Below are 14125 nucleotides of genomic sequence, written 5' to 3'. Positions count from 1 at the left end.
TTAAATGCACATTGCAAATTGTAAATTGACTATGCTATATTAAACGCATAGTTCAGCAGATACACAAATCCGCTTACTGCAATCAATCCGTGCACGACTGCGAGCCATTTGGGAATCGGCTTCCCCATAAAGTCACGTGAGACTAAAATTATTCCGCCGAGTGCTGCGATTACAAACAATACAATGCTCGTAACAAGATTTGCTCCCGTCGTTGCAACATAATAAATCAGGAGTATCAATCCGATTGCCGCAACCGGACCGTGCATGAACACAACTGCCTTTGGTGTTTCTTTACTGCGCAAAACAAATGACAGCAATGTTATTCCGAAAATTGCTGCTAGCGAGAAAACTACAATGATTGTGTAAACCATAACGCTTCCTTTTTATTTTTTGTTTTTTAATTTTGTTTCAGTAAGAAGAGTTAAACCCGAAAATGCGGGTCCTTCGATAACTTCTCCTTTACAATTGAATCTGCTTCCGTGGCAGGGACAATCCCAGGATTTCTCGAGGTTGTTCCAGTTCACTATGCACTTCATATGAGTGCAAACTGCTGAGACAATATGAAGCTTATCATCTTCATCACGATATACTCCGCATTTCTCTCCTTTGATTTCAATGATTTTTCCTTCATCCTTTTTTACTTCGGAAAATTCATCAGCATCAGCATTACCCGGATAATCTTTTAAATATTGAATTACTTCATTAATATTTTCTTTAATGAACGAAGCCGCAGATTTTAACGGAGTGATTCTTCGTGAGTTATACATTTCAAAATATTCATTACGCTTTCCAAGAATATGGTCTTTGATAATCATTGCCGCAAGCGTTCCGTAAACCAAGCCATCTGTTGCAAATCCCGTTGCGATATATGTATCATCTGTCATGAATGATTGCCCGATAAATGCCAATCCATCTGCCGAACGGTAATGCTGGCCTCCCCATCTGTATTCAAACGTATCTATGTCACATCTCACTTTCAGATATTTCTCAAGCCTTTGTTCACGGTTTGTGCTGTCATCTTCCTGACCTGTTTTATGCTTTTCACCGATAACCATAATATAATTTTTTCCGTTATCATTAAACGACCTTACGGAATGTTTTTTGCCTTCGCTTACCTGCCAGAAAATTCCCTGCGGGTAATTTCCCGATTTCAAAGTTCCCGCAACTCCGTATTCTCTGTAAGGACCCATGAAGCTTTGCACGGCAAAAATTCCTTTTGGTGTATGGGTTGCAATAATAATCTTATCTGCCTTAATGGTATTGGATGCCGTCTTTAACGTTATATTATCTTCATCAATTTCTTCAATTTTTGTATTTTCAAAAATCATAAACTTGTCTGAAACCTTTTCTGCAAGTCCGCGAATGAATTTCAAAGGATGAAACTGCGCCTGGTTTTCAATTCGCAATCCTCTTTCAACCGGAAAATTCAAAGGTATATCAGACGTTAATGTTGCATTCAAACCCGCTTCCTGCGCAGTAGTATGTTCCTCGTTTAAAAATTCAACTGCATAATCATCAAGCTTCTCGGCAAAATAATGAAACGGCTGTCTTGCAAAATCACATTCTATCCCAAATTTATTAATGGTTTGCTCTATCAAATCTAAAGCCCGGCTTCTCGATTTAACAACATTTATCATCACCTCTTTGTCCCATTTACTTTTTATTTTTGATAAGTGTTCATCAACAATGGAATATAAGTTGCCCGTTGAGTAACCGGTTGTTCCTAAGCCAACATTCAGAGCTTCAAAGACCGCAACTTTTTTTCCTGCTTCGCTTAGAAAAAGTGCTGACATCAACCCGGTTATGCCGCCGCCGACTATCGCAACATCGACGGTTATATCTTTTTGTAAAGGAGGAAAATTAATTTGTTTATCTGCTGTTGCTTTCCAAATTGATGTAGTTTTCATTTGTTCTCAATTTTAATTATCAGTTATTTTTTCTTCTGCATATTCGGGGCTGGATATTTTTTTCTTAGGTATAATGGGTTTTCTGTTTTTCATATCGAAACTATATCCCTGAGACATTATGTGAACATTCATATAATACGCCGTATCTCTTAAATCCATGAACGTTATGCATGAGCCGTCAAAAACATATACAAGTCCGTTTCCTATTACTTTAAATTTGTTGCCGTGCTCTATCATTATCGCAGTGTTCTCATCAAGACCCACCCCAAGAAGACGCGGGTTTCTTGCTACTGCGCTCAACAATCTTCCGAAACGGCTTCTTTGCGAAAAATGCTGGTCGATAAGTATATCATCGGGCAATAAGCCGAGTCCGGGCGCCATATCAAACTCATTATGGTCAATGTCTTCAACTTCGTGCTTATGCTGCGGATAAACAATCATTGTCTGGGATAATGCCGAAGCTCCTGCCGATGTTCCTGCAACTAATCCGCCTTTTTCGTAAATCATCTTCACTGCATCGCAAAAAGGAGTATAAGCAATTAATGAATTTATCTTGTGCTGGTCGCCTCCCGTAAAAAAAACTCCGCTTGCATTTTTTAAAACTTTTAATTTTGCAATTTCTCTCGAATCTTTCCTGTTCATAATATTAATAAAACTCAGATGTTTTATTCCTGCTCTCCTGAATGCTTTTTTATAAATATCTATCATTTCATCAGGATACTCACTTCCAAAAGGTAATACCACAAGCTTTCCCGAACCGATTTTCTTAGCGATTATTTTTAATATAATACCCTGATTGGTTTTGTCTTCATGTCCGCCGATTACAATCAGAGTTCCTTTCTTCTTACGTGATTTCTTTATTTTACCGGTTTCTTTTAAAACCTTTTCGGAACTTGCTCTCATATATGACTTTAACACATATATTCTCAAAAAAATTACATTTTTATATCATTCTTAAATTCTTATTCCCTTTGTAATTATTTATCCTTTTCTTAAATTTATTCAAGTACGGATAAGGTGAACAAACTAAGAAAACTGAGCTTAACGAAGTCTCGCCTTGGCGGGATATTATACCCTGCAACCATACTTCTTTTTTTCGCATTCACATTTCAATCTATTCCTCCCGGATGGTATCAGCAAACTTTACCAAGAACTGATGTACTAATAACTGATATATATTTTATAGACTCATTAAAAGGATGGGCTACAGCAAGAAAAAATACAAATGATTCAGCATATATTTTTTATACTTCAAATGGAGGAAACAATTGGAGTATTCAATATCAAAACAAATATTATCTTACAGCATTGCAGTTAATTAATGAAAATACGGGTTATTCGGTGGGTTCAGCTCCACCCGGAGTAATAATTAAAACCACAGATGGAGGAATAAATTGGTTTAATGTTACGGGGTTATCTGCTTATCCTTTGACAGATTTATTTTTTACCACTGTTGATACCGGTTGGGTATGCAGTGATGACTTATTTGATGGAGGAGTCTATAAAACAACAAATGGTGGAATAAACTGGCAACTTCAATTAGGTGTAAGCTTCAGACCATCTAGACTTTTTTTTATTAATAATGATACAGGATGGTCTGTATGTCAAAATATACGATTATTTAAAACAACCAACAGCGGACAAAATTGGATACAACAGGTCTCATTTCCTACTGGAATAAATAATATGTATTTTATAAATAAAAATATCGGTTGGCTTGCTAATACTAGTTCAAATCAATTAAATGGTATTTTTAAAACAACAAATGGGGGTCAGAATTGGGTTACTCAAATTGATCCTACACCTACAGGTTCGGGTAATAATGATGTTTACTTTGTTGATAGTCTCAAAGGTTGGATAGCATGCGGTTTTGCAAAAATTTTACATACTACCGATGGAGGCGAAAATTGGTTTGTGCAAACAACACCTAAAGCTGGTTATACTAAAATACAATTTATAGATAGTAATAAGGGATGGTCTGCAGGAAGTCAAATTGTTCACACGACCGATGGTGGTGGACTTTCAGCAATTGAACAAATAGGAAATGAAATGCCCAGTGAATATAAACTGTTTCAGAATTATCCTAATCCGTTTAATCCCAATACGAAAATTAGATTTTCGGTCAAACGACAAACGACAAACGTAAAGCTACTAATTTATAATTCTATAGGAGAATTTATTTTCGAAGCATTTAATGGAAAATTATCGGCAGGGACTTATGAAGTTCAGTTTAACGCAAATAATTTATCAAGTGGTGTATATTACTATACTCTCATAACAGATAATTTTAAAGAAACTAAAAAGATGCTACTGATAAAATAATTTATTATTTTATCAGAAGTCCCGACCTGTCGGGGTTATTGCTTAAATAATTCGTATTACTCTCCCCATTCCAACCCGATTATCCTCATATAAAAAATCTTTTATAAATAAATTTCATTAAGTGATTTTCGGTAATTCGTATTAATTCATGCTCCTTCAGTTTTCTTTGTGCTTCTTTGTGTTCTTTGTGACTTACAAAAAAAATAGAATGAAAAATAGAATGAAAATTCTTCAAAACTAAATTAAAATCAAAACATCCATTCTATAATAGAATGAATTTCAGAAAATTCTGCAAATGCAAATCAAAACTCAATCATTTGAAGAAAAAATAGAATGAATAGAATAAAAAAATAGAATGGAAAATCCTCCTTTTGAAGAATGGTGCCGCGAAGCGGCGGGGGTGTTGATTTCGTGGCATTCGTGTTAATTCGTGGCTTAGTTTCCTTTGTACTTCTTTGCGTTCTTCATGGCTTTATCGGAATGATTTTATTTTTCTCTCTGAACTCTGTAGCTAAAAAACGGAACGAAGTGAGGTCCCGACCCTTTGTCGGGATAGAATGGAGTAACTCGCTTTGTTGGGAGAAATAAAAAAGCCCCGACATGTCGGGGCTTTAACTTTACAGCATTACAAACTTTAAGTACTTTATAAACTAATTTATTTCAACAGCATCATTTTCCGAACTGATACGAAATCCTGTGTTGTTATTTTATAGTAATAAATTCCGCTTGCAAGATGCGAAGCATCGAAGTCAGCTTCATACCTTCCTATAGGCAGGAACTCATTGGCGAGAACCGCCACCTCCTTTCCAAGCAGGTCATAGACTACAATTTTAACATTACCTGATTTTATAATATCGAATTTAATCCTTGTAACCGGGTTAAAAGGATTCGGATAATTCTGATGAAGCTTATATTCAGAAGGAACTTCCGAACTAATGTTATGAATGGCATGCGGCTCGGTTGACCATCTGGCTATCTCAACAAATGAGTTAAGCATATGGTCTACACCTGTACAGGTATCTCTGCCGGAGCTATCGGGACTTGTAAATGAATTAGGACCGGAACCGTTCCATCCTTTGAAATACCAATTTTGTCCGCTTACATTTACAACCCTCGGAGTAACGCACCACCATGCCACACCACCTGAATCAAAAAACTGATTGTGATTTGTTACAGTTCCATAAGTAGATGTTACAAGAAGTTTATATCCTACTTTATATGTAGCAACAAGGTTTAAATCACTGTTGAGTGTAACGGTTTGTGTTGCGTTTCCACCATTCGACCAGTTAAGGAAGGTATATTTTGATGAAGGTGTTGTAAAATCCGCAGGAGTAGAAATATTGACATTCGTTCCGTTCGGAAATATAAATTCCTGCGGCTGATTATAAGAAGTTCCGTTTACTGTATAATTTATTACCCCGGGTCTGTTAGTTGCTATTTTCAATACCGAAGAGTTTATTAGAACTGTTACGGTTCTTCTATGCGCAGGAATTCCTCCGGGTCCTCTTCCGTCTATGTGAACGGTATATGAACCTGCCGGAACATTTGCAGTTGCAGCAATATTAAGAGTAACTTGTCCCGGAATTGATGTAACAGTATTATTGCCTCCCTGCCACGTTAAAGAAATTGTGCCGGTAGTTGGAGGTGTTTGAAGAGCTGCAGTGAAAGTTACGTTATCAGAATAAAGTTTAGCTGAAGGAACAGATACAACAACGTTACCGTTTCCGCCGAGAGGTATTCCGACTGAAGTCGCACTTGTTTTAACAGCATAATCAGGGAAATAAGCGAAAAATGAAGCAAAATTACCGAATCTGAAATCAGTCCAGGTAATTCCCGCTGAACCGCCGACCGACATCATTGCATCATAGTCACCAAGATATGCAGGTGTTCCGCCGCCGCCGCAAGTAGTGCAGTTGATTCTGAACTTTTTACTTGAAATTCTTTGGTTAGTTACAAAAGTTTGTCCGCCGTTTGTTGAATATGAACCATAAACCAATGCACTATCGGATGTAGGACAATCTCTTGTATCGAGCCATTTTACATATAAACGACCGTTATTTTTATCGCACCATATTGAAGGAAACCATTCATTGCTTGTGGTCGGATTAGGGTTATCGTTTACTCTTACAGGAGGATTAGACCAGCTAACACCTTGGTCTGTGGAATATCTGCACCATATATCAGGTTTATTACCCGGACCCGGAGGGTCATTCGATGCATAAATCATATAAAATCTTCCTCTATAAGGACCATAACTATTATCAGCAGCTATGAAAGGATATGGTCTTGTTCTCATATTTTGAACGCTGTTTCGGTTTCCGATATAATCACCCACACCGTTTGCATAACTATGCACGCCAACTGTTGTAAATGAGGCACCGCCATCATTTGATTTATGAAATGCCCAGGTTGGTGTAATAGAACTTCCTGTTCCTGTAACTATATGAACCGTTCCTCCTTGAATATTTCCGTTTGGACCAACTGCAACCATCATACCGGGAAGTTGATTTGTGAATCCTCCAACTATGCTGAAACTTTGCCCACGGTTTGTCGAACGGGCAATATTTCCGGGGGTCATTACTCCATATACGTGGTTTGAATATGGACCTGCGCTCTGGTCAGCAGCAATCCAGTTTTTATCATTACCAAGGTTCGCATCAACAATTCCTAACCATTGAGTTCCGACATTATCCGAATATGCAAGCTTGGTTCCGGTTATATTTCCACCGGGAGCATACATATTGTCATAATACAATCTTCCCAAGCTGTCAAACGCAGTTACAGGGTCTCCTGCAGCGCTTGGAATATTCGGAGTTACAGATTCCCAATTAATTCCATCGAGAGTTCTGTAAGTAACATTAGTATTATATGCGGCAAAAATTTGTTTGGGGTCTTGCGGGTTTATTGACATATGCGGCTCGGCAAATGCATTCCCAAGATGATATTCATCATAGCCCGATGTGTCTGTTATAACAACCGCAGCCGGAAAATCCTGAATATAATTTTGAGCATGCTCCCTGTATTTAGCAGGAATCTGATCGAGATTTGGGTCATCATCCCAACCGCCGAGCTGGTCACGCAAACCGATTGAAACTACCCCGCCAAGGATAATTAAGAAAAGAATGATTTTCTTCATTTGTAAATGTTTAGGTTAAATAAGTAAAATTATTAATTACTCAAATTTATGTATTTATTTATTAAATTAAAATTGATTAGGGATATACGGGGAAACCTGTTATTTGCTTAAATCCTAATAATAAACATATTTTTACTTCAGATGTAAAAGCTCAATCAGTTAAATATTAAGTATATAATTTAATAAACTTATTTCAAAAAGAGTATACTTTTATCTCTTTGAAAACTATAGTAAATTTTATAAAATTCTATGAATAATCATTTTATAAATATCATTTTTTTGACATCTACAAAGCCGTTGGATATTATCTTATAATAGTAAATTCCGCTTGCAAGACCTGAGGCATCAAAAATTGTTTCATATTTTCCCGGTTGCTTTGATTCATTTATAACCGTTCTAACTTCTTTTCCTGTTATATCATATAATATAATTCTTACATTTCCCGTTTTTATAATATCGAATCTTATTTTTGTCTGTGGATTGAATGGATTCGGATAATTTTGATATAAGCTGTACTCAACCGGTATTTCGGAGCTTATGGCTATGACTCCTGCCGGTTCTGTTGACCATCTTGCAGTTTCAACATACGGATTAAATATAGGATGATTTACAATAGTGTCGCGACCGAGACTGTCTGCGCTTGTATATGACCCCGGACCACCGCCCGTCCATCCTCTGAAATAATAATTCGTTCCACCAACATTAATTACTCTCTGAGTTACAGTAAAAGTTGCGTTTGATGCTGAGTCAAAATATTGATTATTTCCTGTTACAAATCCATAGGTTGAGTTAACGAGCAGCTTGTATTGAATTTTATATGATGCAAACAAATCAGTATTTCCATTAATAGTAATATTCTGATTAGCCGTTCCGCTATTTGACCAATTTAAAAACACATAATTTCCTGAACCTGCTAAAAATGATAAAGGTGCATTCAGATTAATATTAGAGCCGTTTGCGAAAATAAATTCTTGCGGGGTTGTGTAACTATTACCGTTTACTTGATAAGGAACGATTGTTGACCTGTTTGTTGCAACGGTTAACCGCGATGCATTTACAAGAAGTTCAACTTTTCTTGAGTGTGAAGGTGTTCCATTGACACCTCTTGCAAAAATTATAACTGTATATTTTTTTGCGGGAACACTTCCGTTAACTGAAATATTTAATCTGACAGAATCGGGTATTGTTGTAACCGAATCTTTATTATTTACAAAAGAAAGCCCTATAGTTCCTGAAGACGGAAGAGTATCAAGCGTAGCAGTAAATTTTACGGTTTCATTGAAAGGACCCTTTTTTGAAGGAACTTTGACTGTAACTGTTCTTGTCTCACCGGTGGAAACATTCATGGATGAAGTGTTTGCAATTACAGCATAGTCAGGATAATATCCCGTGTAGCTTCCGAGATTTCTGTTTCTTCCATCCATCCAAACGTTGTAAGAAGTATTTTCAATCGGAGAATTTCCAATGTAATCACCAATATAATAATGCGAGCCGGGCTGAACGACTCTCATACTATCAGGGTCAAAGTCCTTATTTGATATGGGGTCATTAGATAAAAACGAAACACCTCCGTTTGTTGAAACTGCTCCGTATATAAGAGTGCGCTTGTTATTCACAGGGTCAATTCGCGAATCATACCAGCATACAAAAACTTTTCCTGTTTTTTTATCAACCGTTACTGCCGGAAGCCACTGGTCTGTCGTTGTATTATCATCATTTACTCTCAGTCCCGTACTCCAATTCAGTCCGTTGTTCGTTGACCTGTATAAGTAAATATCAGCAATGTCGGGACCTTCAGGATTTATAACCGTTACAATATATGCATTTCCTCTTGAAGCCGTGTAGCTATTGTCAGCAGCCATTCTCGGAAATGAATCCATTCTTATGCATCCTTTTACGGTTTGTCTTCCTGCGCATGGTGTTCCTCCGGGAGCAAATGTTCCTGTTGCATTTATTTGTGTGCCAAAAGTAACGCCTCCGTCAGTTGACCTTGTTACTAAAATCGAGTTTGAATTTAATGAAGCGAAATAAACCGAGCCGCCCTGAACACTACCGTTAGGTCCTACGCAAACATATGCGCCTTGATTTCCGGTAAAAGTTAAAGGTGAAGACCAGCTTGTTCCTCCGTTTGTGCTTCTCACGAATCTCATACCTGTTGACCCAAACTGCCTCCATCCGATGTATACATTATTAGAAAAAGGTCCTCCCGTATAATCTGCATAAATCCATTCTTTATCTGCCAATCCCACCGTTGTTGAAAATGCGCTGACTGAGTTTGTCCATGTTGCTCCTTTATCAAATGATTTCATAACACAAATCCCATAAGTTCCTCCGTTTTGGTATAACTGAACATAATAACAAACTCCGAGCGAATCAAATGCAAGCACCGGGTCACCAAGGACACTGAATCCCGGAAATGTTGCAAGAGTTCTTATCCAATCGGTGCCATTAATTGTATAATAAATGCTGTTTATGTTGAATGCGCAAATGCTGTTTTTAGGGTCTTTGGGATTTGTTGCGATATATGGTTCACCAAAATCGGTTCCTAAATTAAAATTATCATACCCGTCGATTGTTACAGGGTCATCTATAAAATCCATTATTGTAGGACTATATCCTTCGGGCAGCTTCACAACAGACTTCAAATTTGAATCATCAGTCTGGGCGATTAATACCGGTGAATATATTGTTATGGACAGCGTTATTATTAATGTTATTAAAAGAGGGTATAAAATTTTCATTTGAAATGCTTGTTTTTAATTATAAAGATGAATGTTCACTTGTCAAAAATAACATACTTAAACAATTAACAATTTGCAATGAGCAATTTGCAATTAGTAATATACTTAGCAATATGTAATGCGTAATGAATAAATGTAATATTTAAAATCTGAAATACGAAATCAATATTCTGTAATCAAAGAAGAGATTTGCTATAGAACTCCTCAAAGTATTCTCTCACCATTCTGCCGGTGTTGAAATATCCTGCAAGGTCTCTCATTGAATTTTTTATTTTTGAAATCCATTGGACAGGGATGTTCTTTTCATTTCGCAAATAAAATGTTGGGATAATTTCATTTTCGAGAACAGAATACATTGAGTTAACTTCAACCCAGTCTTTTTCTTCCTGCGTTAGATTTTCAGATTCGGAAACACTGTCAATTTTCCAGCCATAATCAGGTGAGTATGCCTCAGCCCACCATCCGTCAAGTATGCTGAAGTTCAATCCGCCGTTAGGAATGACTTTCATTCCGCTTGTTCCCGACGCTTCGTGAGGACGACGCGGATTGTTGAGCCATAGGTCACAGCCGTGAACAAGTTTTTTTGCAACATCAAGTTCGTAATTTTCTAAGAAAATTATTTTGTTTTTAAATTCTTCCTGCTGGGTAAAAGATATGATTTCTTCGATAAAATATTTTCCTTCCATATCTTTGGGATGAGCTTTGCCTGAAAAAACAAACTGAACAGGCATAGATTCGTTTGAAATTATTTTTTTCAACCGCTCAAGGTCTTTGAAAATAAGTGTCCCTCTTTTATATGTAGCAAATCTTCTCGCGAACCCGATTGTCAGAGCGTTTTCATTCAGTATATCCGATAAATCCGTAGAGTACTCGTCGTATTCTCCTTTGCTCACAAGTATATCATAAGTTTTATTCCTGACAAATTTTATAAGCTCTAATCTGTTGCGCCTTCTCATTCTCCAGATGTCAGTATCAGAAAGATTGCTGATAGCTTCCCATATTTTTTCTTTCTTAAGCCAGTCATGTCCATAATATTTTTCATACAAGCTCTCGGAAGTTTTTGAAATGAATGATAGAGTATGGATGCCGTTGGTTATGCTTTTTATTTGTGTTCTGTCTTTTGGTAAATCCCACATTTTACGCGATACTTCGCCGTGAAGTTTGCTTACGCCGTTCACATATTTTGAATTATTAATCGCAAGATAAGCCATGTTGAATTTATCATTATCTTCATCATTCCTGATTAAATCTCCTTCATAGAAAAGCTCATCAAAAGAAATTTTCAGCTGCTTCTCCGCATAATCCTTAAAATAAAGCTCCATCATTTCTCGCGTGAAAATATCTATACCCGCAGGAACCGGGGTATGCGTTGTAAAAATATTTGATTCATAACAAATCTTCTTTGCTTCAGCAAACGAAACATTATTTTTTTGCATCGTCGTTTTAATTCTTTCAAAGCATAGAAACGCCGAATGCCCCTCATTCATGTGATACGTTTTTATGTCATACCCCAGCATATTCATCAACCGCTTACCTCCAATGCCAAGCAGAATTTCCTGTTGAATTCTTTTTTCGATGTTGCCGCCGTAAAGTATATCCGTTATTCTTTTGTCGTCAACCATGTTCTCATCTACAAAGGTATCGAGAAGATAAAGCTTTACATTTCCAAGCTTCACAACCCAGACCTGAGCTTTTACTATTCTACCGGGAAGTTCGATTGAAACTTTAACTGGTTTATAATGGTCATCCGTCAAAAGATTCATCGGCATTCTGTGGAAATCACTTTTTTCATAAAGCTCCGATTGAACGCCTTTATCTGTTATGAACTGAGTAAAGTATCCGTAAAGATATCCAAGACCAACAGCAACAAGAGGCAAGCCGAGGTCTGCTGATGATTTGAGATGGTCTCCCGAAAGAACACCCAGACCGCCGGAATAAAATTTTAAACATTTTGTGATTCCGAATTCTGCCGACAAATAACAAATCTGGGGTGAATTATCTTTAGGTTTATTGTTTACTTCTAAAATTGCATCGTAATATTTTTTCTCCGATAAATATTTTTTATAATTAACATATACGCTTGTGATTTTTTCGTTTAAGTTTCTTTTCTCAACCATGTCGAAAAGATACTGATGGTTAATTACTTCAAGAAACTTAACCGGATTTTTCTGAGACCAAATCCATGTATCTTTATTTATTTCCTCAAAAATTTCATAAAAATCGTTTGTCCATGACCAGTAAAGATTAAAAGAAAGCTCGCGTAATTGATTTATTATTTCTTGCATTCAGAATAAAATTATTTCAAAAAAGGGAATTTTCAAATTAAAATTTATAAAACAATATTTCTATTGCAAAATTTTTAATTTTGTTTGGTTTAGTGTAAAATCAAATGAATTTATACTAATCATAGAATTGAGTATTTTACATTGAAATGGAGTTTTGGCGTAAGAATCTATATAGTATTTGGTTTGCGCAGTTCTTTGCTATGATTGGAATGAGTATGGTAATCCCTTTCCTCCCCTTCTATGTCAGAGAATTAGGCGTAACCGACCCGAAAGAGGTCGAACATTGGAGCGGGCTTGTATTCGCAGCACCGTTCATACTTTCCTTTATCTTCACTCCAATCTGGGGTTCTGTCGGTGATAAATATGGAAGAAAACCGATGGTTCTCCGTGCTTGTTTCGGTCTTGCAATCTCTCAATTATTAATCGGCTTATCTGCAAATGTCTACCAGCTTTTAGTCTTCAGAATGGTTCAGGGCGGTGTAAGCGGTTTTATCGCTGCATCACTTGCGCTTGTATCTGCAAGCACACCTAAAGAAAAATCCGGTTATGCAATTGGTATTTTGCAGACATCAATTTCAGCAGGCACTGTAATCGGACCTCTCATCGGAGGATTTCTTGCCGACATCACATCACACAGAAATGTTTTCTTCATAACATCGGTAATTTGCCTTATAAGCGGATTCATGGTATGGATTAACGTTAAAGAACCTGTCCGAGAATTTAAGCCCGCAGGATTTTCTTTATTTAAAAATGTTGAGTATGCTTTTAAAAATAAAAAATTAATTCTTGCATTAACTTCAATTTCGCTTGTAACCATTTCAATTTCACTTGCTCAGCCTATATTTGCATTATTCATTGAAACGTTTGAAATTGATTTTGCTTATATGGGAACCATCACAGGTTCGATTTTCGGAATCACAGGAATATTCACCGTCATCTCATCTCCCTGGTGGGGAAAGCGTGTTGACAGGAAAGGATATAAAAAAAATATTCTTGTTGCAATGTCATGTGCATCGGCTGCATATTTTCTTCACAATTTAGTTCCGATCGTTTATTTATTATATCCCGTGAGAGCATTTTTAGGATTTTGTGTCGGCGGACTTGTGCCGGTATTTTATTCTTACATAAGCAAGAACGCTCCCGAAGACCGCAAAGGTGGAATGATGGGAATTGCATCAAGCTTTACTCTGTTCGGGAATATGATTGGACCTTTGCTTTGTTCAGCAATAGTTTTCAAAATCCATCTTCATCATATATTCTGGTTTTCAGGAGCGATAATGCTCATTAATACATTATATATATATTTTAAATTCACTGATTACAAAACTCCAATAAAAGACCCTGACATACACAAAGTAATTCCGGCAGCTAACGGAACGGATGATGTGAAACGAATCGATGAAGCATTGGAAAAAGTAGACAGCTAATTAATTATGGAATATCCTGTAAAAATACAAAAATCAAATGACCTCTTAAAACTCATATGGGATAGCGGAGAGACAACTGAAATATCACTTCAAAAACTTCGTGATGAGTGTCCCTGCGTTCACTGCAAAGGCGAGAGTGTTATTTTTAATAACTACATACCCATAAAAGCACCTTTCAAACCGCAAGGTTTCTATGAAATAGAAAAGATTGAACCTGTCGGTAACTACGCAATCCAAATCACCTGGAAAGACGGACACAACACCGGAATTTATTCGTGGGATGTGCTGGAAAAATTGATAAAATAAG

General features: G+C 36.8%; 9 protein-coding genes. 3 read left to right on the top strand and 6 right to left on the bottom strand.

The window, feature by feature from the left end:
* Positions 1-29: 29 nt before the first annotated feature.
* Genes VHP32_00275 through VHP32_00265 form a run of 3 tightly spaced genes read right to left on the bottom strand, consistent with a single transcriptional unit; the run spans position 30 to position 2810 of the window.
* A complete protein-coding gene (locus VHP32_00275) occupies positions 30-371 on the bottom strand; it encodes a hypothetical protein (GenBank protein HEX2786314.1) in 342 nt (113 codons plus the stop codon).
* A gap of 12 nt (positions 372-383) precedes the next feature.
* Complete coding sequence (locus tag VHP32_00270; protein HEX2786313.1) at positions 384-1907, bottom strand: FAD-dependent oxidoreductase; 1524 nt, start codon at positions 1905-1907, stop codon at positions 384-386.
* A gap of 12 nt (positions 1908-1919) precedes the next feature.
* The gene (locus VHP32_00265) at positions 1920-2810 is read right to left on the bottom strand and encodes a cyanophycinase (GenBank protein HEX2786312.1); all 891 of its coding nucleotides are present in this window, start codon (positions 2808-2810) and stop codon (positions 1920-1922) included.
* 114 nt (positions 2811-2924) lie between these two features.
* Here VHP32_00265 and VHP32_00260 point away from each other — a divergent pair, with 114 nt between their 5' ends.
* Entirely contained in the window at positions 2925-4229 is a 1305-nt protein-coding gene (locus VHP32_00260; GenBank protein HEX2786311.1) for a YCF48-related protein, read from the top strand.
* 655 nt (positions 4230-4884) lie between these two features.
* Here VHP32_00260 and VHP32_00255 read toward each other — a convergent pair.
* From VHP32_00255 to glgP, 3 genes are all read right to left on the bottom strand, one after another.
* A complete protein-coding gene (locus tag VHP32_00255) occupies positions 4885-7365 on the bottom strand; it encodes a T9SS type A sorting domain-containing protein (protein ID HEX2786310.1) in 2481 nt (826 codons plus the stop codon).
* A gap of 257 nt (positions 7366-7622) precedes the next feature.
* A complete protein-coding gene (locus VHP32_00250) occupies positions 7623-10106 on the bottom strand; it encodes a T9SS type A sorting domain-containing protein (GenBank protein HEX2786309.1) in 2484 nt (827 codons plus the stop codon).
* Positions 10107-10282: 176 nt separating this feature from the next.
* Positions 10283-12391 carry an alpha-glucan family phosphorylase gene (gene glgP / locus VHP32_00245; GenBank protein HEX2786308.1) on the bottom strand — a complete coding sequence of 703 codons (2109 nt, stop codon included), beginning with the start codon at positions 12389-12391 and terminating at the stop codon, positions 10283-10285.
* A 146-nt stretch (positions 12392-12537) separates the two neighbouring features.
* Between glgP and VHP32_00240 the strand changes: the two genes are divergently transcribed.
* Both VHP32_00240 and VHP32_00235 read left to right on the top strand, forming a co-directional pair.
* Positions 12538-13818, top strand: a complete 1281-nt coding sequence (locus tag VHP32_00240; GenBank protein ID HEX2786307.1) for an MFS transporter — start codon at positions 12538-12540, stop codon at positions 13816-13818.
* A gap of 6 nt (positions 13819-13824) precedes the next feature.
* Positions 13825-14124 (top strand): DUF971 domain-containing protein, encoded by a 300-nt coding sequence (locus VHP32_00235; protein HEX2786306.1) that lies wholly within the window; start codon positions 13825-13827, stop codon positions 14122-14124.
* The last annotated feature ends 1 nt before the right edge of the window (position 14125 follow it).

It is taken from the genome of Ignavibacteria bacterium (assembly GCA_036262055.1).
GTDB lineage: Bacteria > Bacteroidota > Ignavibacteria > Tepidaquicellales > Tepidaquicellaceae > DATAJP01.
Note: the sequence above shows the minus strand (reverse complement) of the source record. Positions and strands in the feature narration are given on the sequence as shown.

Excerpts from the sequence above, each read along its gene's own strand:
- VHP32_00275 (HEX2786314.1), bottom strand. The coding sequence starts at position 371 with ATGGTTTACACAATCATTGTAGTTTTCTCGCTAGCAGCAATTTTCGGA.
- VHP32_00270 (HEX2786313.1), bottom strand. The coding sequence starts at position 1,907 with ATGAAAACTACATCAATTTGGAAAGCAACAGCAGATAAACAAATTAAT.
- VHP32_00265 (HEX2786312.1), bottom strand. The coding sequence starts at position 2,810 with ATGAGAGCAAGTTCCGAAAAGGTTTTAAAAGAAACCGGTAAAATAAAG.
- VHP32_00255 (HEX2786310.1), bottom strand. The coding sequence starts at position 7,365 with ATGAAGAAAATCATTCTTTTCTTAATTATCCTTGGCGGGGTAGTTTCA.
- VHP32_00250 (HEX2786309.1), bottom strand. The coding sequence starts at position 10,106 with ATGAAAATTTTATACCCTCTTTTAATAACATTAATAATAACGCTGTCC.
- glgP (HEX2786308.1), bottom strand. The coding sequence starts at position 12,391 with ATGCAAGAAATAATAAATCAATTACGCGAGCTTTCTTTTAATCTTTAC.
- VHP32_00240 (HEX2786307.1), top strand. The coding sequence starts at position 12,538 with ATGGAGTTTTGGCGTAAGAATCTATATAGTATTTGGTTTGCGCAGTTC.
- VHP32_00235 (HEX2786306.1), top strand. The coding sequence starts at position 13,825 with ATGGAATATCCTGTAAAAATACAAAAATCAAATGACCTCTTAAAACTC.